Consider the following 22,355-nt stretch of genomic DNA (forward strand, 5'->3'; position numbering starts at 1 on the left):
GGCGGTGCGGCACGCTCCGATCGCGCCACACCGGCCGGTTCCCTCCTCGGGCGGGTCGCCGGGGCGCCTACGGAACGTCGAACTCCACCGTCACCGGCGCGTGGTCCGACCACCGCTCGGCGTAGCTCGCGGCCCGCTCCACCCGGGCGGCGACGGCCCGGGCGGCGATGCCGGGGGAGGCGCAGACCAGGTCGATGCGCCAGCCGGCGTCGTTGTCGAACGCCTTGCCGCGGTAGGACCACCACGAGTACGGCCCCTCGGTGGCCGGGTGCAGCGCGCGGACCACGTCCACGTAGCCGGCCTCGTCGAAGACCCGGGCGAGCCAGGCGCGTTCCTCGGGGAGGAAGCCGGACTTCTCGGTGTTGGCCTTCCAGTTCTTCAGGTCGGCCGGGGCGGGGGCGATGTTCCAGTCGCCGCACACCAACACCTCGCGCCCGTCGGCGGCGGCCTTCTGGCGCAGTTCACCGAGGTGGACCAGGAACTGAGCCATGAAGCGGTACTTCTCGTCCTGCCGCTCGGTGCCCACCTCGCCGGAGGGCAGGTAGAGGCTGGCGACCGTTACCCCCGGCAGATCGATCTCGACATAACGCCCGGAACGGTCGAACTCCGGCGAACCGAACCCCACCCGCACCCGCTCCGGCTCCCGCCGGGACAGCAGCGAGACCCCGGCCCGCCCCTTGGTCTCGGCGGGGGCGTGGACGACGTGCCAGCCGTCCGGGGCGCGCAGCTCGGCGGGGAGCTGACCGGGCTCGGCCCGTACCTCCTGGAGGCAGACCACGTCCGCGCCGGTCGCCGCCAGCCAGGGCAGGAACCCCTTCTTCCCGGCGGCGCGCAGCCCGTTGACATTGACGGTGGTGACGGTGAACACAACAGCTCCGGGGGTGACGACGACGGCCCGCCGCAGCCTACTCGACGCCCCCCGGCGGCCCCGTCCCCGGCCGCCCGTACCATGCCGGGGTGGAGATTCGACGCGTGCGCTACGACCACCCGGACGCGGTGCTGCTGTCCGGGCGGGTGCAGCAGGAGTACATCGAGCGGTACGGGGACCCGGACCGCACCCCGATGGATCCGGCCGACTTCGACCCGCCGCGCGGTCTCTACCTGATCGGCTACCTGGACGGCGAGCCGGTGGCCACCGGCGGCTGGCGGGCCCAGGACCACTCGCCCGAGGGGTACGCCGACGGCGACGCGGAGCTGAAGCGGATGTACGTGGTGCCCGGCGCCCGGGGCCGCGGACTGGCCCGGCGCGTCCTGGCCGAGCTGGAGCGCAGCGCGGCGGCGGCCGGGCGGCGCCGGATGGTGCTGGAGACCGGCACCCGGCAGCCGGAGGCGATCGCCCTGTACACCTCGGTGGGGTACGCGCCGGTGACCAAGTTCGGCATCTACCGCGACGACCCGCTGAGCGTGTGCCTGGGCCGGGACCTGACGCCGGCCGCGATGCCCTCCGCCGGGCGGCTCGGCACCGTGCCGCTGCCGCGTCCGGTCACCCAGTCCCCGCCGGCGGCCGACGCCCCCGCGGGCGCCTGACGCCCCCGCCGCGTACCGCCGCGGGGCGGTCCCGTCGTGACCGACGCCATATCGAGGCGTCCGGTGGATTCCCATTCACGCGGTGTTTGTCCATCATGGCGTCACTACTGCGTGTAAGTGCATCTGCACGCGCGTCTGCACGTGCGTGCGCGCTATGATCCGGCTGGTGACCGCACTACAGGAGGTTCAAGTGCGCCGTACGTTCAACGGCATGGCAGCGTCGGACCTTGCTGACGTGGTGTGGCAGAAGAGCCGGCACAGCAACTCCCAGGGAACCTGTGTGGAGTTCGCGCGACTGCCCGACGGTGAGGTGGCGGTGCGCAATTCCCGTTTTCCCGAGGGCCCCGCGCTGATATACACCCGCGCGGAGATCGAGGCGATGCTGCTCGGGGTGAAGGACGGCGAGTTCGACCACCTGGTGGAGCCCTGAACCGCCGGACGATTCACGGCGGTTGGTGAACGCGGTCGGCGAAACGCTACAACGGCGCCGGAAAGAGCGCCCAGACCACTTTCCCGGCGCCGGCCAGCGGATGCCATCCCCAGGTCTCGCTGCACGAGGCCACCAGATGGAGTCCGCGGCCGGACTCGGCTATGTGGTCGGGTGCGCGGGTGACCGGCCCCCGGCTGCTGGGGTCGCGCACCGCGCACACCACGCGCTCGGTCCAGTGCGCCAGGCTCAGCCGTACCACCGGATCCACGGGCGGGGAAGTCGGCAGTGACGTCGGGTGCGGCCCCGTGCCCGTCCCGACGCCGTGCCGCAACGCGTTGGTGACCAGTTCGGAGGCCACCAGCGCGACGTTGTCGAAGAGGTCGGCCAGTCTCCATCGGTGCAGGGTGTCCCGGGCGAAGGCGCGGGCGTCACGCACCGATTCGTACCGCGCGGCCAGCTCGCAGGACGACGACGCGAGCTGCTGGGCCGGGGAGGAGACCTCCGTGAACGGCAGCGCCCGCGGCACAGAGATCACCTCCTGCGACGGGGCGAGCGCGCTGGAGCCTTCACTCCTCATCCGGCACCTCGGCAGTCGTGGGAGATGTTCGACCTCTGCACAGTGACCATGCTCCCGAACGGGCAGAGTAGATGCAAGGGCGGATGCACGTGCATCTGCAAAGTTGGCATATGCGCTGGCCTATTACCGTCCATAACGGGCGCCGCTCGGGTGATCCCGCGCCGCGCCCGGCGATCAGGTGGCAGACTGCGCCTGTTCACCAAGGAGGGCCCAGGCACATGACGACAGAGCACCCGGGAAGCGGGTCGATGGTGCGCCGTATCCTGCTCGGCTCCCAGCTGCGCCGGCTGCGTGAGTCCCGGGGCGTCACCCGGGAGGAAGCCGGTTACTCGATCCGTGCCTCGGAGTCCAAGATCAGCCGGATGGAACTCGGCAGGGTGAGCTTCAAGGAACGCGACGTCGCCGATCTGCTCACCCTCTACGGGGTGACCGAGCCGGGCGAGCGGGACGCCCTGCTGGGCCTGGCCCGCGAGGCCAACGTGACCGGCTGGTGGCACTCCTACGGCGACGTGCTGCCAGCCTGGTTCCAGACCTACGTCGGCCTGGAGGAGGCCGCCCGCGAGGTCGACACCTTCGAGGTGCAGTTCGTCCACGGGCTGCTCCAGACCGAGGGGTACGCCCGGGCCGTGGTGCGCCTTGGCCAGCCCACGGCGGCCGACGCCGAGGTGGACCGCCGGGTCGACCTGCGGATGCGGCGGCAGAAGATCCTGCTCGGCGACGCCTCGCCGCAGTTCTGCGTGGTCCTCGACGAATCCGCGCTGCGCCGCCCGTTCGGCGGCCCCGAGGTGATGCGCGAGCAGTTCCGCCGGCTGCTGGAGGACTCCGAACGCCCCAATGTCGACCTGCGCGTCATCCCCTTCGAATTCGGCGGCCACGCCGCCGAGACCGGCGCCTTCACGCTGCTGCGCTTTCCCGAACCCGACGTGCCCGACGTGGTCTATCTGGAACAGCTCACCGGGGCGCTCTATCTCGACAAGCGCGACGAGGTGGCGCAGTACGCCAAGGTGATGGACCGGTTGCGTACCGAGGCGCTGCCGCCGGAGAAGACCCGCGATCTGCTGCGGGCGATGCTGGAGCAGTGCTGAAGCGCCAACTGGCGCCAACGCCCCGGAGCCATAAGTAACATGAGTGCCCATCAGGTCCGGCGCGGCAGAGCGTGAATGGGCCTCGGGCGCCTGCGCGGTACCCAAGGGGTCCAGCGAAAGGGATGGCATGTCCTATTCTTCCGAATTGGCGCTTCAATACATCGACGGCCAGTGGAAGTCCGGCAGCGGCTCCTGGGAGATCATCGATTTCAACCCCTACAACGGGGAGAAAATCGCGGCCATAACGGTGGCCACGGTCGACGAGGTGGACCAGGCGTACCGGGCGGCCGAGCGGGCCCAGCGGGAATGGGCCCGGGTCAACCCGTACACCCGGCGGCTGGTCTTCGAGCGGGCGCTGCGCATCCTGGAGGACCGGGAGGCGGAGATCACCGAGGCCATCATCGAGGAGCTGGGCGGCACCCGGGTCAAGGCCGGCTTCGAGATCGGGCTGTCGAAGGACATGCTCCGGGAGGCGATGCAGCTCGCGCTGCGCGCCGAGGGACGCATCCTGCCCTCCCCGGTGGACGGCAAGGAGAACCGGCTCTACCGGCTGCCGGTCGGCGTGGTCGGCGTCATCAGCCCCTTCAACTTCCCGCTCTTCCTCTCCCTGAAGTCGGTGGCCCCGGCGCTGGCGCTGGGCAACGGCGTGGTGCTCAAGCCGCACCAGAACACCCCGATCGTCGGCGGCACCCTGATCGCCAAGCTCTTCGAGGAGGCCGGGCTGCCGCCGGGGCTGCTCAACGTGGTGGTCACCGACATCGCCGAGATCGGCGACGCGCTCATCGAGCACCCGGTGCCCAAGGTGATCTCCTTCACCGGCTCGGACAAGGTGGGCCGCCACGTCGCCCAGGTCGCGGCCAGCCACTTCAAGCGCACCGTGCTCGAACTCGGCGGCAACAGCGCGCTGATCGTGCTCGACGACGCCGACCTCGACTACGCGGTGGACGCCGCCGTCTTCAGCCGCTTCGTCCACCAGGGCCAGGTGTGCATGGCGGCCAACCGGGTGCTGGTCGACCGGTCGGTGGAACGGGAGTTCAGCGAGCGATTCGTCGCCAAGGTACGCACCCTCAAGGTCGGCGACCCGCAGGACCCGGCGACCCACATCGGCCCGCTGATCAACGCCACCCAGGCCGGTGCCGTCGAGGCCCAGGTGGCCGGCGCCCTGGAGGCCGGGGCCACCGCGCTGCTGCGCGGGCGTACCGAGGGCACCTTGATGGAGCCCTCGGTGCTGACCGGGGTGCCGCGGGACGCGGCGATCCTCGGCACCGAGATCTTCGGCCCGGTGGTGCTGCTGATCCCCTTCGACGGCGAGGACGAGGCGGTCCGCATCGCCAACGACTCCCCGTTCGGCCTCAGCGGCGCCGTCCACACCGCCGACGTCGAGCGCGGGGTGCGCGTCGCGCAGCGCATCGAGACCGGCATGATCCACGTCAACGACGGCACGGTGGCCGACGAACCCCTCGTCGCCTTCGGCGGGGAGAAGCACTCCGGGGTGGGCCGCCTCAACGGCGAGTCCACGGTGGAGGCGTTCACCACGCTGAAGTGGATCTCCATCCAGCACGGGCGCAGCGTCTTCCCGTTCTGACGCTACGTCAGAAACCGTAGCGCGTCCCGCCGTCCGGTCCGCCCGGGCGGCGAGACGTCCGCACCCGCGCGGGCGCCCGCCGCCGCAAAACCTCAGATCTTGCTCAGATCTCACGTCAGTTGACCCCCGCCCGGTGTACCTGTGCGACCCGCCCGGTACGGTCGAAACCGACAACCCACCCGGTAGCGCGCCCGTACGAGCCCGTACGCGCCGCCCGGGACCGGCCGGAGAAGGAGAACAGGGCGGCATGCGTGATGCCCTTCGGGAAGCGATCCGCGTCACCGATGACGTCACGGCGGAACTCGCCTCGCAGCTCCACGCCGAGCGCGGGCTGGACGGCACCGACCCCGACGCCGACCCGGCACGCTACGCCGCGACCGGCGCCAAGCACCTGCGCAACCACCTGCCCGCCGCCGTGCTGGAACGCCTCGCCACCTGGCGCGGCTCGACGGCCCCCTGGCTCACCGTGTCCGGCCTGCCCGGCCCGGCCGAACCGGTCGCCACCCCCGTCACCGGCTTCGTCGACGAGGCCAGGCTCACCACGGTCAACCTCGTCCACTTCGGCATGCTCCAGCTCCTGCGGCTCGCCCCCGTGGCCTACCGCTGGGAGAACGACGGCCGCCTCATCCGCAACGTCGCCCCGCGCCCCGACGCCGGCGACACCCTCACCTCCTGGGGCTACTCCGCCCCGCTGGACTGGCACACCGACGACTCGGTGCTCGACCACCGCCCCGGCGCCGACCCGGGCCACGCCATCCCGGCCTGCCTGTCCTTCGTCGGCCTGCGCAACGACGAGCGGGTGCCCACCGGGCTCCTCCCGGTCACCGAGGTCCTGGCCGGCCTGCCCGAGGAGGCCGTCGCCGGTCTGCGGCGCCCCGAGTTCACCATCACCGCCCCCGAGTCCTACGCCGCCACCGACGACGGCCACCTCACCCAGGAGGGCGTACCGCTGCTGTGGACGCTGCCGGACGGCCACGCCGCGCTGCGCTACGGCCCCGGCCGCGCCACCGGGCGTACCACGCGGGCGGCCGGCGCGCTGGCCGCCCTGGAAGCCCGCCTCGCCGCGCTGACCGGCACCGAAGTGCTGATCGGCGCCGGGGACTTCCACGTCTTCGACAACCGCCGGGTGCTCCACCGCCGGGTCCCCTTCCGCCCCGGCGCGCCCGGGGCCGCCCGCTGGCTGCGCCGGGTCTACGCCGCCCCCCGGCAGGCCGGCTGACCCTCCGCCCCGCCCCGTCCGGGCGCGACACGGCCGGACGGCGGTTCGGTGCGGGAAGCGGCGCCCCCGCTCTACCGTGAAGTGGGCGGGGCCGGCCATCCCCGGCCCGGTCCGCACCACGGATGGGAGGGCCATGGGCAGCGACGGCCGCACCACCTCGGTCACCCGGCTCCACCGGGTCACCGCACGCGTCCCCGCCTGGGTCGGCGGCTTCTTCGGCCTGCTCGGCACGGCCTGCGCGCTCACCACGCTGATCAGCCCGCTGCGCTTCCTGCTCGATCCGGTGCTGCGGGTGGTCAACGAATGGCTGGTGCCCGCCTCCCCGAACCTGGCGTACGCGGTCTTCCTGCTGCTGCTCGCCGGCGCGCTGCTGGCCCGCAAACGGGCCGCGTGGTGGGTGGTCACCTTCTACACCGCGCTGCTGCTGGCCGCCGAGGCGATCACGGCGGACCTGGTGGGCGTGGTCGAGGCGGTGGTCTCGCTGACCATCACCGGGGTCGTGCTGGCGGTGCTGCTGGTGTCCCGGTCGCAGTTCCCGGCCCGGGTGCGGCGCGGCGCGTTCTGGCGGGCGCTGGGCGTCCTGGTGCTGGGGCTGGCGGTCTTCGTGCTGATCGGCTGGGGGCTCACCGAACTCTTCCCCGGCGGGCTGCCGCCGGGGGTACGGCTGCTGTGGGCGGCCAACCGGGTCTGCGGCGGGCTGATCAGCACCCGGCACTTCAACCACCACCCGCCGGTCGCCCTCGGCTTCCTGCTCGGTCTCTTCGGCGCGCTGGCGCTGCTCAACGCCGCCGCCGTGCTCTTCCGCTCGCAGAAGGCCCAGGCCGGACTCCACGGCGACGAGGAGACCCGGATCCGCGCCCTGCTCGCCCAGTACGGCGGCCAGGACTCGCTGGGCTACTTCGCCACCCGCCGCGACAAGGCCGTCGTCTTCGCCCCCGGCGGCGGCGCCGCGGTCACCTACCGGGTCGAGGCCGGGGTCTGCCTGGCCAGCTCCGACCCGGTGGGGGAGCACGGCGCCTGGGGCCCGGCCATCGACGCCTGGCTCGACCTCGCCCGCCGCTACGCCTGGACCCCGGCCGTGATGGGCGCCGGCGAGGAAGGCGCCAAGGCGTATGCACGGGCCGGCCTCAACGCCCTGCAACTGGGTGACGAGGCCGTCCTGCACACCGCCGAGTTCGACCTGAACGGCCGCGAGATGCGGGTCACCCGGCAAGCGGTCAACCGGGTCCGGCGCACCGGCATGACACTGCGCGTCCGCCGCCACGGCGCGCTGACCCCGCAGGAGATGGCCGAGGTCGTCGCGCTCGCCGACGCCTGGCGCGACACCGAGGTGGAACGCGGCTTCTCCATGGCGCTCGGCCGCCTCGGCGACCCCGCGGACGGCGACTGCCTGCTCGCCGAGGCGGTCACCGCGCAGGGGCGCACCGTGGCGCTGCTCTCCTTCGTCCCCTGGGGACGCGACGGCATCTCGCTGGACGTGATGCGCCGCGACCGGGCCGCGCCCAACGGCGTCATGGAGTTCATGGTCGCCGAACTGGCCGGCCACGCCACACGCCTGGGCATCCGGCGCATCTCGCTCAACTTCGCCGTCTTCCGGGCCGTCTTCGAGCAGGGGGCACGCATCGGCGCCGGCCCGGTGCTGCGGGTCTGGCGCAGGCTGCTGCTGTTCTTCTCCAAGTGGTGGCAGCTGGAGGCGCTCTACCGGTCCAACGTCAAGTACCGCCCCGAGTGGGTGCCGCGCTTCCTGTGCTTCGCCGAGGCCCGGCAGATCGCCCGGATCGGGCTGGCGGCCGGCATCGCCGAGGGCTTCGTGGAGTTCCCCCGGTTCGGCCGCCGCCGTCCCCCCTCCGGGGTGCGCCCCCCGGTCAGCGCCGCCCCGCTGCCCCCGCTCACCGCCCGCGAACTGGCCCTGCTCGCCGGGGAACGGGCCACCACCACCGTCGAGGACGTCTCCGCCCTGCCCGAACAGGTACGGGTACGCCGGGCCAAGCTCGACCGGCTGCGCGAGCAGGGCACCGACCCGTACCCGGTGCTCGCCGGGCGCACCGACACCCTCGGCCAGGTCCTCGCCCGCCACCCCGCGCTGCCCCCCGGCACCAGGACCGGCCACCAGGTCACCGTCGCCGGCCGCGTGCTGCGCAGCCGCGACTTCGGCGGCGTGGTCTTCGCCGTGCTGCGCGACTGGTCCGGCGACCTCCAGATCGCGCTCACCCGGGCCGACTCCGGCGAGGAGGAGCTGCGCCGCTTCACCTCCGACACCGACCTCGGCGACCATCTGGAGGTCACCGGTGAGGTGGGCGCCAGCGACCGCGGCGAGCCCACCGTCTTCGTCCACTCCTGGCGCATGACGGCCAAGTGCCTGCGCCCGCTGCCCGACAAGCGCCGCGGCCTGACCGACCCGGAGGCCCGGGTCCGCCGCCGCTACGTCGACCTGGTGGTCCGCCCCGAGGCCCGCGAGGTGCTGCGGGTGCGCGGCGCGGCGGTGCGGGCGTTGCGCGAACAACTCGCCGCCCGGGACTACCTGGAGGTGGAGACCCCCATGCTCCAGCAGGTGCACGGCGGCGCCAACGCCCGTCCGTTCACCACCCACATGCACGCCTACGGCCTCGACCTGTACCTGCGCATCGCCCCCGAGCTGTATCTCAAACGACTCTGCGTCGGCGGCGTGGAGCGCGTCTTCGAACTCGGCCGCACCTTCCGCAACGAAGGCACCTCCTACAAGCACAACCCCGAGTTCACCATGCTGGAGGCGTACCAGGCGTTCGCCACTTACGACGACATGCTCCAGCTGACCCGGGAGCTGATCCAGGCCGCCGCCACCGCCGCGTACGGCACCCCCGTCGCGCGCCGCACCGCCCCGGACGGCACCGCGGTGGAGTACGACATCTCCGGCGAGTGGCCGGTGCGCACCGTCTACGGCGCGCTCGGCGAGGCGCTGGGCGAACCGGTGGGCCCGGACACCCCGGTGCACACCCTGATCGAGCTGTGCGACCGGGCCGGGGTACCGCACCAGCCGGGGATGACCCACGGCGAGCTGGTGCTGGAGATGTACGAGCGCCTGGTGGAGGAGGCCACCACGCTGCCCACGTTCTACAAGGACTTCCCCACCGACGTCTCCCCGCTGACCCGGCAGCACCGCACCGACCCCCGGCTCGCCGAACGCTGGGACCTGGTCGCCTTCGGCACCGAACTGGGCACCGCCTACTCGGAGTTGACCGACCCGGTGGAACAGCGCAAACGCCTCACCAAGCAGTCCCTGCTGGCGGCCGGGGGCGACCCGGAGGCGATGGAGGTCGACGAGGACTTCCTGACCGCCCTGGAGTACGCCATGCCGCCCACCGGCGGGCTCGGGCTCGGCGTCGACCGGCTGGTGATGTTCCTGACCGGGCTGTCGATCCGCGACACGCTCCCGTTCCCGCTCGTCCGCCGTCGCTGATGTCGTGTCAGGTGCCGCCGCTGCCGGTCGCCGCCCGCCGGTACAACTCGCCCACCGAGGCGTCGAAGTAGCTGCTGTACGACACGTCCGGGGTGGCCCCGCCGTGCTGGTAGCCGCCGATCACCCCGACCACCGGACCGTCCTCGCGCCGCCCGTCACCGGCCACCCACGGGCTGCCGCTGGTGCCCACGGTGAACCCCGGGCAACGCACCCGCAGCCGCTGCGGATGCGGGCGCTCGGCCCGCGCGGCGCACGTCACCGCCTCCTCGGACGAGGCCGGATACCCCACCAGCCGCACCGCCCCCGGAACGACCCCGGTCAGCAGCGGGTTGCCGCCCACCAGATCCTCCACCGCGGCGCCCGCCCGGGTCTCCAGCGCCAGGAACGCCACGTCGATCGCCGCGTCCCCGGCGGTGGTCCAGCGCGGCGCCACGAACACCCGGCGCACCCGCCACAGCCCGGCCGGCGCCCCGCCCGCCCGGTACCCCGGGGCGAACGCCAGCTCGGTGCGGTAACCACCGCCCGGACCGCCGTGCACGCAGTGGGCGGCGGTCACCACCAGGTTGCGGTGCGGGCTGGTCACCACGCCGGCGGTGCAGAAGTGCCGCGGCCGGCCCGTGAGGGCGAAGACCGCGCCGATCCGGTAGCGGGCCGGGAACACCGGAACGGCGGCCGGACGCGCGGGCGTCGCGGCCGGTGCGGTCGGCGCCGGCCCCGCGGCGGCCAGCACGATCAGCGCCGCCCCGGCCGCCCGCACCGCGGCGAAGCGCCCCGGCCGCCCGCCGGCCGGGCGTACGAACCCCTTCACCACTGCCTCGCCGTCACCTCCGCAGCCGTGACGCACCGGAACCCGAGGGGCGGGCCCGCCCGGCGTCATCGGTGCCTTGCCCGCGCATGATCCGACGGCGCGCGGTCCGCCCGGCCGCGGACACTCCGGCGGTTCCCCCGGCCGGACCAGCCGGTCCCGGCGCCACCGCCCGGCGGGCGCCGTGTGAGGATGGCGCCCGTGCGGCTCACCCCGATCTCCTGGCCCCGGCTGACCGACGCGCTCGCGGTACGGATCGCCGACGCCACCGCGGCCGACGGCTCGCCCTGGCTGCGGGTGGCGGTGGACGGCGCCCCGGCGGCCGGCCCCGGCGCGCTGGCGGACGGCCTCGCCGAGGCGCTGCCCGCCCTCGGCCGCCCGGTGCTGCGGATCCACGCGGACTCCTTCTGGCGCCCGGCCTCGCTCCGCTACGAACTCGGCCGCCACGACCCGGACTCCTACCTGGACCGGTGGCTGGACACCGGCGCGCTGTGGCGGGAGGTCTTCGACCCGCTCGGCCCCGGCGGCAGCGGACGGGTGCTCCCCTCGCTGTGGGACCCGGCCACCGACCGGGCCACCCGCGCCCCGTACACCCCGCTGCCGCCCGGCGGGGTGCTGCTGCTCGACGGCGCCTTCCTGCTGGGCCACTGGTTCCCCTTCGACCTCGCCGTCCACCTGCGCCTGACCCCCGCCGCGCTGGCCCGCCGCACCCCGCCCGACCAGCGGTGGACGCTGCCCGCCTTCGCCAGGTACGACACGGAGACGGACCCCGGGTCGGCGGCCGACGTGGTGATCCGCTGCGACGGCCCGCGGCACCCGGCCTGGACCGGCTGATCGCCGCCGCCGGGCCGGCCGTCCGTTTCGCCCCGGTCTGCCAGGGCAGGCGACGACAAGAGGCGGGCGCCGGAACGACACGACAGACGGCATCCGGTGCCCTCGTCGCCGATCGGAAGGACGTGGTTGACCGTGAAGATCGCCTTTCTCGTGGCCCCCGAGGGCGTGGAGCAGGTCGAACTCACCGAACCCTGGCGGGCGGTCGCCGAAGCGGGCGGCACCCCACGGCTGGTCTCCACCGACAGCGGCAAGGTGCAGGGGTACAACCACCTGGACAAGGCCGACACCTTCCCCGTCGACCAGACGGTGGCCGAGGCCACGGTGGACGAGTACGACGGGCTGGTGCTGCCCGGCGGCGTCGCCAACCCCGACTTCCTGCGGATGGACGCCAAGGCGGTGGCGTTCACCAAGGGGTTCTTCGACGCGGGCAAGCCGGTGGCCGCCATCTGCCACGGGCCGTGGACGCTGGTCGAGGCCGACGTGGTACGCGGCCGTACCCTCACCTCGTGGCCCAGCCTGCGCACCGACATCCGCAACGCGGGCGGCACCTGGGTGGACGAGCAGGTCAAGGTGTGCACCGGCGGCCCCAACACCCTGGTCACCAGCCGCAAGCCGGACGATCTGAAGGCGTTCTGCGCGGCGGCGCTGGAGGCGTTCGGCGCCACCTGACGCGATTGTCTTCATGTCGTCGCGGTGTGGTCCGCCGGGACGTCCCCGGCGGACCACACCGCGTCCGGTCACCTCACAACTCGCGCAGCGCGGGCAGCAGCACCTTCTCCGACCAGTCCAGGAACGGCTGTTGGGCGTCGCCGCCCACCTGGACCAAGGCCACCTCGGTGAACCCGGCCTCCACGTACGGGCGTACCGCCGCGACGAAGTCGTCCACGTTGTCCCCGCACGGGATGGAGTCGGCCACGTCCTCCTCGCGCACGAACTGCGTGGCGCCGGCGAACGAAGCCGGGCCCGGCAGCTCGGAGTTGACCTTCCAGCCGCCGCCGAACCAGCGGAACTGGTCGTGCGCCCGCCGCACCGCCGCCCCCCGGTCGGGGTCGTAGCACACCGGCAACTGGCCCACCCGCGGCTTGCCCGCACCGCCGTGCCGGTCGAAGGCGTCCAGCAACTCCGCCTTGGGCTCCACCGCGATCACCAGATCGGCCAGGTGCCCGGCGAGCCGGCACGACACCGGACCGGAGACCGCCACCCCGATCGGCGGCGGCTCGTCGGGCACGTCCCACAACTTCGCCTGCTCGACGTCGAAGTGGGTGCCGTGATACGTCACGTACTCGCCGGTGAACAGCTCACGGATGATCTCCACCGCCTCGCCCAGCATCTCCAGCCGGACCCCGGCGGTGGGCCAACCATGGCCGACCACATGCTCGTTGAGGTTCTCCCCGGACCCCAGCCCCAGCCGGAAGCGCCCCTGCGACAGCAACCCCACCGTCGCCGCCTTCTGCGCCACCACCGCCGGGTGATACCGCACGGTCGGGCACGTCACATACGTCATCAACGGTATCCGCGACGTCGCCTGCGCGGCCGCCCCCAGCACACTCCACGCGTACGGCGCGTGCCCCTGCGAGTCCAGCCACGGAAAGTAGTGGTCCGAGGTGACGGAGAAGTCGAACCCGACCTGCTCGGCGCGGACCACGTCCTCCACGAGCTGCCGCGGTCCGGCGTGTTCGGTCATCATCGTGTAGCCGATTCGCACCATGCGCCCCGAGTGCCCGTCGCCACCCCGGAAAAACCCGCCGGTCCGGCGGGGTCCCGCCCCGTCGCGGGGGGGCGCGCTTGAGTCGAGGTCGGCCTCCTCGGGGGTGGCGCTGCCGTGTGGGCGGCTCGGGGGGCCGCCGGGTGGGGGTTCGGAGTGTGTGTCGGCGCGGGCTGGGCGGTGCGGTTCCGTGCGGGTACCTGTGGGTGGCTTCGTGTGGTGTGAGGGGGGGACTCCCGGTGGGCCCCGTCGGGCGTTGCGGTGGCGGGGCGGGTGCCCGTGGGCGCGCGGTGCGGGCTTGGGCGGTGGCTTCGCGCGTGCGGTCCGGGTGCCATGGGCCGGCCTGGGCTTCGGGCGTGCGCCGGAATGGCGTCGTGTGGTCCGGGTTCCCCGTGGGCGGCTCCCGAGTGGTGCGGAGCGCACCCGGTCGGGCCCGCGCCGGGGTGGCGGACGCGGCTGCGCGGGGCGGCACGGTCGCCTCCGGCGGGGCGGGAGACGGTCCGCCGCGCGGACGGGGGGCGCATGGCGGAGGCTGGACGGGGTAGGCGGAATGGCCGGTCCCGCCCCTCGTCGCTGGGAGGTCACGATGTGCTGTCCGTCAGAGACGCTTTCGTCGGCGCGCGGGTACGCGCCGGCGGTCGCGTCGTCGCCGACCGAGCCGGGCGAGCCCGCGCCGGGCCCCGGGCCCGTGCCCGTTCCGGATCCTGATCCCGTGCCGGAGCCGGATCCGGGGCCTTCGCCGGGCCCGGGGCCGGCGCCGCAGCCTCGGCCGGTGCCGGAGCCGCCGCCGAATCCGTTGCCGGGGCCCGCGCCGCGTCCCGTGCCGACGCCGCCGCCGGGACCTGGGCCATTGCCGGTGCCGGATCCGGTGCCGTCGCCGCCGGGACCGGGGCCGTTGCCGGAACCCGAGCCGGAGCCGATCCCCGACCCCGGGCCGTTGCGGTGATCCGGTGGGGGACGAGCGGGGTAGCACCGACCAGGTGACCGTGGTGCTGCTGGCGGCGGCCTCCGGCGGGGTGGACGCCCTCGCCTTCACCACGCTCGGCCACGTCTTCGCCGGGGTGATGACCGGCAACCTCGCGCTGCTGGGGATCGCGGTGGGCCCGTACGCCCGGCGGACGTCGGGGCGCCGCTGCTGGCGCTCGCCGGGTTCACCACCGGCAACCTCGGCGCCGGGCGGCTGTGCCGTACCGGACCCTGGCCCCGCCGGGTGCCGGCCTGCCTGGGCGGCGAGGTGGCGCTGCTGGCCGTGGCGACGGGGCTGTGGGCCGCCTGCGGCGGGGCGCCCGGGGGTGCGGCGCGCCGGGTGCTGCTGGTGCTGGCGGCGCTGGCGATGGGCGTCCAGTCCGGGGCCATGCTCGCGGCGAGCCCGGCGCTGCGGCCGTCGACGTATCTGACCGGCACCCTCGCCACGTTCCTCATGCGCGGCGCCGGCGGCCTCCAGGGCACCGCCGACCGCTGGGTCCCGGTACGGCTGCTCGCCCTGGCCGCCGGGGCCGCAGCGACCGCCGCCGTCCGCCACGCCGCACCCGCCTGGGCCGCCGCGCTGCCGTCCGCCACCGTCGCGGCCGGCCTGCTCACCGCCCTCCCGCGCCGACGGATGAACCCCCGCGAACCGGGCACGTGACCACTGCACCCGGGCACCGAGGAGGACCACCATGGCCATCGCGACCGTCAACCCCGCGACCGGCGAGACCGTCAAGACCTTCGAGCCGTTCGGCCCGGACGAGATCGAGCGGCGGGTGGCCCGCGCCGAGGCCGCCTTCCGCCAGTGGCGCACCACCGACTTCGCCTCCCGCGCCGCCCTGCTGGAAGCCGCCGCGGACCTGCTGGAGAAGGAGCAGGACGAGATCGCCCGCACGATGACCACCGAGATGGGCAAGACCCTGGCGGCGGCCACCGCCGAGGCGGCCAAGTGCGTCAAGGCGATGCGCTGGTACGCCCGCAACGCCGAACGGCTCCTCGCCGACGAACTCCCCTCGGCCGCCGACGTCGCCGACTCCGGCGGCTCCCGCGCCTACGTCCGCTACCGCCCGCTCGGCGTGGTGCTCGCCGTCATGCCGTGGAACTTCCCGCTGTGGCAGGTGGTGCGGTTCGCCGCCCCCGCGCTGATGGCCGGCAACACCGGACTGCTCAAGCACGCCTCCAACGTGCCGCAGACCGCGCTCTACCTCGGCGACCTCTTCCGCCGCGCCGGCTACCCGGACGGCTGCTTCCAGACCCTGCTGATCGGCACCGACGCCGTGGCCGGCCTGCTGCGTGACCCCCGGATCGCCGCCGCCACCCTCACCGGCAGCGAACCGGCGGGCCGCTCGGTGGCCTCCATCGCCGGCGACGAGGTGAAGAAGACCGTGCTCGAACTGGGCGGCAGCGACCCGTTCATCGTGATGCCCTCGGTCGCCGGCGACCTCGACCGCGCGGTACGCACCGCGGTCACCGCCCGGGTGCAGAACAACGGCCAGTCGTGCATCGCCGCCAAGCGGTTCATCGTCCACCGCGACGTCTACGACGACTTCGCCGCCCGGTTCACCGAGGCCATGGGGGCGCTGACGGTCGGCGATCCGATGGCGTCCACCACGGACGTCGGCCCGGTGGCCACCGAGAAGGGCCGGACCGACCTGGAGGACCTGGTGGCCGACGCGACCGCGCACGGGGCCCGGGTGCTGTGCGGCGGCCGGCGCCCGCAGGAACTCACGGCCGGCTGGTACTACCGGCCCACCGTGCTCTCCGGGATCACCGGGGAGATGCGGATCCACCGGGAGGAGGCCTTCGGCCCGGTCGCCACGGTCTACCGGGTGGACGACGCCGACCAGGCCGTCCGCCTCGCCAACGACTCGCCGTTCGGCCTCAGTTCCAACGTGTGGACGCACGACGAGGACGAGCAGCGCCGCTTCGTCCGCGACATCGAGGCCGGCGGCGTCTACTTCAACGGCATGACCGCCTCCCACCCCGCGATGCCCTTCGGCGGCGTCAAACGCTCCGGCTACGGACGCGAGCTGTCCGGCCACGGCATCCGCGAGTTCTGCAACGTGACCACCGTCTGGTACGGCGCCTGACACGCGCGGGGGAGGACGCGATGGAACTGGCCATGGTGCTCGACTGCGCCGACCCCGAGCGGCTGGCCGCCTTCTGGGCCGGCGCCCTCGGCTACCGGCGCACCGGCGGCGACCCGCCCTACGTGGGCCTCGCCGACCCCGCGGGCCGCCGGCCCGACCTGCTGCTCCAGCGGGTGCCGGAACCCCGGTCGGGCAAGAACCGGATGCACCTCGACCTGCGGGTCGACGCCCTCCAGCCGCACCTCGACCGGCTGCTGGCCGACGGCGCCCGTCGGCTGCGCGGCCCGTTCGACGACCGCGGCTGGCTGACCGCCGTCCTCGCCGACCCGGAGGGCAACGAGTTCTGCCTCATCGTGCCGCCGCGCTGACGGCTCCGTTCAGGCGGTGGCCTCCGGCGGGGTCTGGAGCACCAGCGGACGCACGTTCCACGAGGCGATGGCGGGGTGCCCGTGCTCGGTGCCCAGCCGGCTCACCGAGGCGGTGTCCAGCCGGAAGAGCGCCCCGGAGGAGGCCGGCAGCCCCAGCCGGCGGGCCGCCAGCGCCCGGAAGAAGTGCGCGTGGCCGACGAGCACCACGTCACCGCCCTCACCGTCCAGGTCGGCGTCCCGCAGCGCCGCGTCCACCAGCTTCAGCACCCGGTCGGCGCGCTCGCCGACCTGCTCCGGCGACTCCCCGGGGTGCTCGGCGGGGCCCGCGGCCACCCCGTGCCGCCACAGGTCCCAGTCGGGCCGGGTGCGGTGGATCTCCACGGTGGTCACCCCCTCGTAGCCGCCGTAGTCCCACTCGTGCAGATCGGGCTCGACCACCGGGGTGCCCAGGCCCGCCAGGTCCGCGGTGCGCAGCGCCCGGGCCATCGGGCTGGACATGGTCACGGCGATCCGCCGCCGGGCCAGCAACGGGCGCAGCGCCCGCGCCTGTTCCTCACCCTTGGCGGTCAGCGGCAGGTCGGTCCAGCTGGTGTGTTTCATGGTCCGGCTCCACTCGGTCTCGCCGTGCCTGACCAGGATCAACTCGCCCATGTCCTAACCCACGTCCCTCATCGGTGCCCGGCGGCGCGCCCGGTGGGCGGCGCCGTCGGACGGTTACCAGGTGCACCCCCCATCTTGCGCCCGGCCCCTCCGGGCGGCGCACGCCGGGTGCGTACCCCGGCGCGCTGACGCAGGATGGGGGCGGCGTCGTACGCCGCACGGGCGAGCATCGGGAGGCCGGATCGTGACAGCCGCAACGGACGCGACGAGGGGCGGGACGGCCGGGGAGTACGACGTGATCGTGCTCGGCGCCGGACCCACCGGCGAGAACCTCGCCGACCGCACCCGGGCCGCGGGGCTCACCACGGTGGTGGTGGAGAGCGAACTCGTCGGCGGCGAGTGCTCCTACTGGGCCTGCATGCCCAGCAAGGCCCTGCTGCGCCCGGTGATCGCCCACGCCGACGCCCGTCGCGCCCCCGGCGCCCGCGAGGCGGTCCGCGGCGGCCTCGACGCCCCGGCCGTCCTCGCCCACCGCGACGCGTTCGCCTCGCACTGGCGCGACGACGGGCAGGTGGCGTGGCTGGAGTCGGCCGGCATCGAGCTGGTGCGCGGCCACGGACGGCTCGCCGGGGAACGCCGGGTCGAGGTGCGCGGGGCGGACGGGACGCCGCGTACCCTCACCGCCCGGCACGCGGTGGCGGTCTGCACCGGCAGCCGCGCCGCCCTGCCCGACCTGCCCGGGATCGACCGGGCACGCCCGTGGACCAGCCGGGAGGCCACCTCGGCCAAGGAGGTCCCCGGCCGGCTGATCGTGGTCGGCGGCGGTGTGGTGGCGGTCGAGATGGCCACCGCCTGGCGGGCGCTCGGCGCCCAGGTGACCGTCCTGGTCCGCGGCGGCCGGCTGCTGGAGCGGATGGAGCCGTTCGCCGGTGAGCTGGTCACCGGGTCGCTGGCGCGCGGCGGGGTCACCGTGCGCTTCGGCGCCCCCGTCACCGCGGTGCGCCGCGACCGTACGGACGGGCCCGTGGTCGTCACCGTCGAGGGCGGCCACGAGTTCATCGGCGACGAGGTGCTCTTCGCCACCGGACGGGCACCGCGCACCGACGACCTGGGCCTGGAGAGCGTGGGGCTGACCGCCGGCCGCCCGCTGGAGGTGGACGACACCTGCCGGGTGACCGCGGTCGCCGGCGGCTGGCTCTACGCCGCCGGCGACGTCAACCACCGCGCCCTGCTGACCCACATGGGCAAGTACCAGGCCCGGATCGCCGGCGCCGCCATCGCCGCCCGGGCCAAGGGCGAGCCGCTGGACACCGCGTCCTGGGGGCGCCACGCGGCCACCGCCGACACCGCCGCGGTGCCCCAGGTGGTCTTCACCGACCCCGAGGTGGCCTCGGTGGGCCTCACCGCCGAGGCGGCCGAGCGCGCCGGCCACCGGGTGCGCGCCGTCGACCACGACCTCGGCCAGGTGGCCGGCGCCGCCCTGTACGCCGACGGCTACCAGGGCCGGGCCCGCATGGTGGTCGACGAGGACGCCGGCCACCTGCTCGGCGTCACCTTCGCCGGCCCCGGCGTCGGCGAACTGCTCCACTCCGCCACCGTCGCCGTGGCCGCCCGCGTCCCGCTGGACCGGCTCTGGCACGCGGTGCCGGCGTACCCGACCATCAGCGAGGTGTGGCTGCGCCTGCTGGAGGCGTACCGCGGCTGACGGCGCGGTACGCCTTCGGGACGGCCGCGCCCGGGCGGAGGCAGCGGGCCCTGCCGCAGGCTACGACGCGGGCTGGCGGGCGGTCAGGCCGGTCAGGAGGCGGTCGAGTACGGCGCCGGCTTCCCGGCGGGCCTCCTCGTGGTCGTCGGCCCGGGCGATGTACAAGCTGGCCTCGGAGATCAGCGCGGCCAGCATCCGGGTCAGCGGGCGCACCGGCAGCGGGTCGACCCGGCCCTCCGCGATCGCCTCGGTCAGCGCCTCGGCGAGCAGCCCGTAGCCGTGCCGTTCGACCAGCGCGTCCCAGGCGCTGTGGCCCAGCACGGCGGGCCCCTCGATCAGCACGATCCGCTGGAAGTCGGGGTCGGTGCACGCGTCCAGGAACGACTGGAAGCCGGTGCGCAGCAGCTGCCAGGCGTCGCCGGGGTGCTCCTCGGCGCGCCGCACCTCCTGCTCGACCAGGCGCTCGGCCATCTCCTGCGCGCATTCGGCCATCACCGCGCGGAACAGGTCGGCCTTGTCGCGGAAGTGGTGGTAGAGCGCACCGCGGGTGACCCGGGCCGCGGTGACGATGTCCTCGGTGCCGGTGGCCGCGTAGCCGCGGTCGGCGAAGAGGCGTCGGGCCGCCGAGAGCAGGGCCCGGCGGGTGTCGGTCACATGTTCGGCGCGGCGGCTGCTGGGCAAGTGTGGCACGGTCATACATACATCCTGTTCCATACAGACTGTATGTTGGAAGGGAGGCCGGGGTCCGTGCCACGGGTTACCGCCGCACGGCACCGGAAACGAAGGGCTCGGGAACGGAGACATCGACCATGGGACTCCCGCTCAACCTCACCGTCAAAATGGGCGGTTACCTGCTGAAGCAGAAGCTGTTGCGGCGCGAGAAGTTCCCGCTCATCGTCGAGGTGGAACCGCTGTTCGCGTGCAATCTCAAGTGCAACGGCTGCGGCAAGATCCAGCACCCGGCCGGTGTGCTCAAGCAGCGTATGCCGGTCCAGCAGGTCATCGGCGCCGTCGAGGAGTGCGGCGCGCCGATGGTCTCGCTGGCCGGCGGTGAGCCGCTGATGCACCCCCAGATCCACCTGATGACGCGGGAACTGCTCGACCGCGGCAAGTTCGTGGTGCTGTGCACCAACGCCGTGCTGCTGCCGAAGCACTTGCACAAGTTCACCCCGCACCGCAATTTCGCCTGGATGGTCCACATCGACGGGCTGCGCGAGCGGCACGACGAGTCGGTGAGCAAGGAAGGTGTCTTCGACGACGCCATCGAGGCGATCCGCCAGGCCAAGGCGGCCGGGTTCGCGGTCTACACCAACTCGACCTTCTTCAACAACGACAGCCCCCAGGACGTCATCGAGGTGCTGGACTACCTCAACGACGAACTGAAGGTCGACCGCATGGAGATCTCGCCCGGCTACGCCTACGAGAAGGCCCCCGACCAGGAACGTTTCCTCGGCGTCGAGCAGACCCGGCAGCTGTTCCGGAAGGCGTTCTCCGAGGGCCGCCGCCGCAAGTGGCGGCTGAACCACTCCGAGCTGTACCTGGACTTCCTGGAGGGCCGCACCGACTTCGAGTGCACCCCCTGGGCGATCCCCTCGTACTCCCTCTTCGGCTGGCAGCGCCCCTGCTACCTGATGTCCGACGGTTACGCGGCCACCTACAAGGAGCTGCTGGAGACCACCGAGTGGGACAAGTACGGGCGCGGCAGGGACCCGCGGTGCGACAACTGCATGGCGCACTGCGGCTACGAGCCCACCGCCGTGCTGGCCACCATGGGGTCGCTCAAGGAGTCCTTGCGCGCGGTGACCGGCCGCTGACCCGGCCGGGCGCCGCCGGGGCCGCCCGGCCGGGCCGTGACCGGCCGGCCGCGGTGACCCCGGCTTCTCGCGTCAGCCCACGGTGACCTGGAAGACCGGGGAGGCCGTGGAGCCGCTGACGATCCGCAGCTGGTTCACCCCGCGAAGGCCCAGCTTCACCCGAAGGGAGTACGTCCCGTCGCGGTGGACGGGGGCGCTCGCGGGCAGCGAGACCCAGCGGCCCCGCTGCTTCTGCTGAAGGGTGATCGAGGCGCCCGGCCGCAGCCCGGTGGTCTTGCCGGTGACGCGGAACTCCTGCCACGCCCGCACCGTGCCGACCGAGGCATGGGCGGTGATGGTGGCCGGTACGGAGACGGCGGCCCGGGCGGCCGGAGCGGCGGACGGGACGGGGACGGCGGGGCCGGCCGCGGAGGCGGTGGTGGCCGCCAGCAGCACCGCGGTGGCGCCGAGCACGCCGGCGGCGGCGAGGCGGGTGGCGGAGCGCTTCGTGGCGTTCATCTGAGTCCCTTTCGACGAAGGACCATCGGGGTCACGGCCACCGCGCCGGGATTCGGCTGATTGCCGTGATGTCGTCTCCATAGACAAGCTGACCGTCGGACGCGTTGCGGCGTTCCATGTCACCAGTTCGCAACAAGAGGTGAATCGCCCCCCGAAGACGATTGAAATCGGGCAATGCGTCATCTTCGCGGCGACCTGGCCGGGCCGCCGCGCGTCATCGCGCCGTCGTCAACGCGCGCTCTTCCCAACGGTGTTGGGGTCGATGAGGGCGGCGAGCGCGTCCAGCACGCGTTCCAGTCCGAAGGCGTAGGCGTGATCGGGGTTGTAGGCGCTGCCGTGCGCGGCGCCGGCCGCGGCGCCGACCCGGGCCGCCAGCGGATAGGCCCGTTCGTCGAAGACCCGGGCGAACAGCGGCCCGTTGACCGCCCACCACTCCTCGTCGTCCATGGCGCTCTCCTGCCGCACCGCCCGCGCCTCGGCGTCCGCGCGGGCGCATGCCTGCACGAACGCGAGCAGATACGCCAGGCAGTCGTCCATGGTGACGTCGTCGAGGCCGAGCCCGTCGAGCGCCGACAACTCGTGCTCGTACTTGGCCATCTGCCCCGGGCCCAGCGGCGGACGGCTGGTGGAGACCGCCGCGGCCCAGGGATGCCGCCGGTAGAGCGCCCGGTTCTCCTCCGCCACCGCGGCCACCCGTTCCCGCCACGGCCGGCCGGTGGTGTCGGTGCGGGCCATCCGCCCGTACGCGGCGTCCAGCATCAGCTCCAGCAGCTCGGCCTTGCCCGGCACATAGGTGTAGAGCGTCATCGGGACCACGCCGAGCGCCTGGGCCACCTTGCGCATGGTGACCGCCGCGAGCCCCTCCGCGTCGGCGATCGCGGTCGCCGCGTCCACCACCGCGTCGATGCTCAGCCCCGGGCGCGGTCCGCGCCGGCGGTCGGAGGTGGGCTGACGCCACAGCAGTTGCAGGGTGCGGGCGGGGTCGTGGGCGGCGGGTCGTCGGCTGGTCACGGGGAGATCTTCTCGCACCGGGCGCGGGCCCGGGTCGGCGGATGGCCGCCCCTTGTACTCTGTACCTCGTACAGAGTACGTTGTACAGCGTTACTGGGAC

The 22,355-nt window shown here is 73.8% G+C and carries 20 protein-coding genes and 2 pseudogenes; 14 read left to right on the forward strand and 8 right to left on the reverse strand.

What is annotated here, in order from left to right; all coding sequences use genetic code 11:
- Positions 1-67: 67 nt before the first annotated feature.
- Positions 68-868 (reverse strand): exodeoxyribonuclease III, encoded by an 801-nt coding sequence (locus SCATT_RS25620; RefSeq protein ID WP_014146107.1) that lies wholly within the window; start codon positions 866-868, stop codon positions 68-70.
- Between the two features lie 89 nt (positions 869-957).
- On the opposite strand from SCATT_RS25620, the gene SCATT_RS25625 reads away from it, so the two are divergent.
- Both SCATT_RS25625 and SCATT_RS25630 read left to right on the forward strand, forming a co-directional pair.
- Positions 958-1,527: a GNAT family N-acetyltransferase gene (locus SCATT_RS25625; protein ID WP_231905160.1), complete on the forward strand. Its 570-nt coding sequence runs from the start codon at positions 958-960 to the stop codon at positions 1,525-1,527.
- Positions 1,528-1,681: 154 nt separating this feature from the next.
- The gene (locus SCATT_RS25630; RefSeq protein WP_042507590.1) at positions 1,682-1,957 is read left to right on the forward strand and encodes a DUF397 domain-containing protein; all 276 of its coding nucleotides are present in this window, start codon (positions 1,682-1,684) and stop codon (positions 1,955-1,957) included.
- A 46-nt stretch (positions 1,958-2,003) separates the two neighbouring features.
- Here SCATT_RS25630 and SCATT_RS25635 read toward each other — a convergent pair whose 3' ends face one another.
- Positions 2,004-2,534, reverse strand: coding sequence for an ATP-binding protein (locus SCATT_RS25635; protein ID WP_202446740.1), 531 nt, complete (start codon positions 2,532-2,534; stop codon positions 2,004-2,006).
- A 218-nt stretch (positions 2,535-2,752) separates the two neighbouring features.
- Between SCATT_RS25635 and SCATT_RS25640 the strand changes: the two genes are divergently transcribed.
- The 4 genes from SCATT_RS25640 to lysX all read left to right on the forward strand — a co-directional run bounded on the left by SCATT_RS25640 (position 2,753) and on the right by lysX (position 9,859).
- A complete protein-coding gene (locus SCATT_RS25640) occupies positions 2,753-3,619 on the forward strand; it encodes a helix-turn-helix domain-containing protein (RefSeq protein WP_014146111.1) in 867 nt (288 codons plus the stop codon).
- A 127-nt stretch (positions 3,620-3,746) separates the two neighbouring features.
- Positions 3,747-5,204 carry an aldehyde dehydrogenase family protein gene (locus tag SCATT_RS25645; RefSeq protein ID WP_014146112.1) on the forward strand — a complete coding sequence of 486 codons (1,458 nt, stop codon included), beginning with the start codon at positions 3,747-3,749 and terminating at the stop codon, positions 5,202-5,204.
- Positions 5,205-5,451: 247 nt separating this feature from the next.
- Positions 5,452-6,423 carry a TauD/TfdA family dioxygenase gene (locus SCATT_RS25650; protein WP_014146113.1) on the forward strand — a complete coding sequence of 324 codons (972 nt, stop codon included), beginning with the start codon at positions 5,452-5,454 and terminating at the stop codon, positions 6,421-6,423.
- Positions 6,424-6,556: 133 nt separating this feature from the next.
- Entirely contained in the window at positions 6,557-9,859 is a 3,303-nt protein-coding gene (gene lysX, locus SCATT_RS25655; RefSeq protein WP_014146114.1) for a bifunctional lysylphosphatidylglycerol synthetase/lysine--tRNA ligase LysX, read from the forward strand.
- Positions 9,860-9,866: 7 nt separating this feature from the next.
- Here lysX and SCATT_RS25660 read toward each other — a convergent pair whose 3' ends face one another.
- Positions 9,867-10,670: a trypsin-like serine peptidase gene (locus tag SCATT_RS25660; protein ID WP_014146115.1), complete on the reverse strand. Its 804-nt coding sequence runs from the start codon at positions 10,668-10,670 to the stop codon at positions 9,867-9,869.
- Between the two features lie 195 nt (positions 10,671-10,865).
- On the opposite strand from SCATT_RS25660, the gene SCATT_RS25665 reads away from it, so the two are divergent.
- Positions 10,866-11,498, forward strand: a complete 633-nt coding sequence (locus SCATT_RS25665) for a nucleoside/nucleotide kinase family protein (protein ID WP_014146116.1) — start codon at positions 10,866-10,868, stop codon at positions 11,496-11,498.
- A gap of 132 nt (positions 11,499-11,630) precedes the next feature.
- Positions 11,631-12,167 (forward strand): type 1 glutamine amidotransferase domain-containing protein, encoded by a 537-nt coding sequence (locus SCATT_RS25670; RefSeq protein ID WP_014146117.1) that lies wholly within the window; start codon positions 11,631-11,633, stop codon positions 12,165-12,167.
- A gap of 73 nt (positions 12,168-12,240) precedes the next feature.
- Here the strand turns inward: SCATT_RS25670 and SCATT_RS25675 are convergent, their stop codons facing one another.
- Positions 12,241-13,206, reverse strand: coding sequence for an LLM class F420-dependent oxidoreductase (locus tag SCATT_RS25675; protein ID WP_014146118.1), 966 nt, complete (start codon positions 13,204-13,206; stop codon positions 12,241-12,243).
- Positions 13,207-14,192: 986 nt separating this feature from the next.
- Between SCATT_RS25675 and SCATT_RS40425 the strand changes: the two are divergent.
- From SCATT_RS40425 to SCATT_RS25690, 4 genes and pseudogenes are all read left to right on the forward strand, one after another.
- Positions 14,193-14,291, forward strand: a pseudogene (locus tag SCATT_RS40425) (DUF1275 family protein); the annotation flags it as partial.
- A 41-nt stretch (positions 14,292-14,332) separates the two neighbouring features.
- A pseudogene (locus SCATT_RS25680) lies at positions 14,333-14,830 on the forward strand (DUF1275 family protein); the annotation flags it as partial.
- Between the two features lie 31 nt (positions 14,831-14,861).
- Complete coding sequence (locus tag SCATT_RS25685) at positions 14,862-16,259, forward strand: NADP-dependent succinic semialdehyde dehydrogenase (protein WP_014146121.1); 1,398 nt, start codon at positions 14,862-14,864, stop codon at positions 16,257-16,259.
- A 20-nt stretch (positions 16,260-16,279) separates the two neighbouring features.
- Positions 16,280-16,627, forward strand: a complete 348-nt coding sequence (locus tag SCATT_RS25690; RefSeq protein WP_014146122.1) for a VOC family protein — start codon at positions 16,280-16,282, stop codon at positions 16,625-16,627.
- A 9-nt stretch (positions 16,628-16,636) separates the two neighbouring features.
- Here the strand turns inward: SCATT_RS25690 and SCATT_RS25695 are convergent, their stop codons facing one another.
- Positions 16,637-17,278, reverse strand: coding sequence for a histidine phosphatase family protein (locus tag SCATT_RS25695; protein WP_014146123.1), 642 nt, complete (start codon positions 17,276-17,278; stop codon positions 16,637-16,639).
- Positions 17,279-17,471: 193 nt separating this feature from the next.
- On the opposite strand from SCATT_RS25695, the gene SCATT_RS25700 reads away from it, so the two are divergent.
- The gene (locus SCATT_RS25700) at positions 17,472-18,932 is read left to right on the forward strand and encodes a dihydrolipoyl dehydrogenase family protein (protein WP_014628686.1); all 1,461 of its coding nucleotides are present in this window, start codon (positions 17,472-17,474) and stop codon (positions 18,930-18,932) included.
- A 60-nt stretch (positions 18,933-18,992) separates the two neighbouring features.
- Here SCATT_RS25700 and SCATT_RS25705 read toward each other — a convergent pair whose 3' ends face one another.
- Positions 18,993-19,628: a TetR/AcrR family transcriptional regulator gene (locus tag SCATT_RS25705; protein WP_014146126.1), complete on the reverse strand. Its 636-nt coding sequence runs from the start codon at positions 19,626-19,628 to the stop codon at positions 18,993-18,995.
- A gap of 113 nt (positions 19,629-19,741) precedes the next feature.
- Here SCATT_RS25705 and hpnH point away from each other — a divergent pair, with 113 nt between their 5' ends.
- Positions 19,742-20,746, forward strand: coding sequence for an adenosyl-hopene transferase HpnH (gene hpnH, locus SCATT_RS25710; protein ID WP_014146127.1), 1,005 nt, complete (start codon positions 19,742-19,744; stop codon positions 20,744-20,746).
- 72 nt (positions 20,747-20,818) lie between these two features.
- On the opposite strand, the gene SCATT_RS25715 is transcribed toward hpnH, so the two are convergent.
- Together SCATT_RS25715 and SCATT_RS25720 are read right to left on the reverse strand one after the other, a co-directional pair.
- The gene (locus SCATT_RS25715; protein WP_014146128.1) at positions 20,819-21,244 is read right to left on the reverse strand and encodes a hypothetical protein; all 426 of its coding nucleotides are present in this window, start codon (positions 21,242-21,244) and stop codon (positions 20,819-20,821) included.
- 228 nt (positions 21,245-21,472) lie between these two features.
- Positions 21,473-22,255, reverse strand: a complete 783-nt coding sequence (locus SCATT_RS25720) for a TetR/AcrR family transcriptional regulator (RefSeq protein WP_014146129.1) — start codon at positions 22,253-22,255, stop codon at positions 21,473-21,475.
- Positions 22,256-22,355: the final 100 nt, after the last annotated feature.

This window comes from Streptantibioticus cattleyicolor NRRL 8057 = DSM 46488, assembly GCF_000240165.1.
Classification (GTDB): domain Bacteria; phylum Actinomycetota; class Actinomycetes; order Streptomycetales; family Streptomycetaceae; genus Streptantibioticus; species Streptantibioticus cattleyicolor.

Excerpts from the sequence above, each read along its gene's own strand:
- SCATT_RS25685 (WP_014146121.1), top strand. The coding sequence starts at position 14,862 with ATGGCCATCGCGACCGTCAACCCCGCGACCGGCGAGACCGTCAAGACC.
- SCATT_RS25635 (WP_202446740.1), bottom strand. The coding sequence starts at position 2,534 with ATGAGGAGTGAAGGCTCCAGCGCGCTCGCCCCGTCGCAGGAGGTGATC.
- SCATT_RS25675 (WP_014146118.1), bottom strand. The coding sequence starts at position 13,206 with ATGGTGCGAATCGGCTACACGATGATGACCGAACACGCCGGACCGCGG.
- SCATT_RS25630 (WP_042507590.1), top strand. The coding sequence starts at position 1,682 with ATGATCCGGCTGGTGACCGCACTACAGGAGGTTCAAGTGCGCCGTACG.
- SCATT_RS25705 (WP_014146126.1), bottom strand. The coding sequence starts at position 19,628 with ATGACCGTGCCACACTTGCCCAGCAGCCGCCGCGCCGAACATGTGACC.
- SCATT_RS25690 (WP_014146122.1), top strand. The coding sequence starts at position 16,280 with ATGGAACTGGCCATGGTGCTCGACTGCGCCGACCCCGAGCGGCTGGCC.
- SCATT_RS25650 (WP_014146113.1), top strand. The coding sequence starts at position 5,452 with ATGCGTGATGCCCTTCGGGAAGCGATCCGCGTCACCGATGACGTCACG.
- SCATT_RS25695 (WP_014146123.1), bottom strand. The coding sequence starts at position 17,278 with ATGGGCGAGTTGATCCTGGTCAGGCACGGCGAGACCGAGTGGAGCCGG.
- SCATT_RS25640 (WP_014146111.1), top strand. The coding sequence starts at position 2,753 with ATGACGACAGAGCACCCGGGAAGCGGGTCGATGGTGCGCCGTATCCTG.
- lysX (WP_014146114.1), top strand. The coding sequence starts at position 6,557 with ATGGGCAGCGACGGCCGCACCACCTCGGTCACCCGGCTCCACCGGGTC.
- SCATT_RS25645 (WP_014146112.1), top strand. The coding sequence starts at position 3,747 with ATGTCCTATTCTTCCGAATTGGCGCTTCAATACATCGACGGCCAGTGG.
- hpnH (WP_014146127.1), top strand. The coding sequence starts at position 19,742 with ATGGGACTCCCGCTCAACCTCACCGTCAAAATGGGCGGTTACCTGCTG.
- SCATT_RS25715 (WP_014146128.1), bottom strand. The coding sequence starts at position 21,244 with ATGAACGCCACGAAGCGCTCCGCCACCCGCCTCGCCGCCGCCGGCGTG.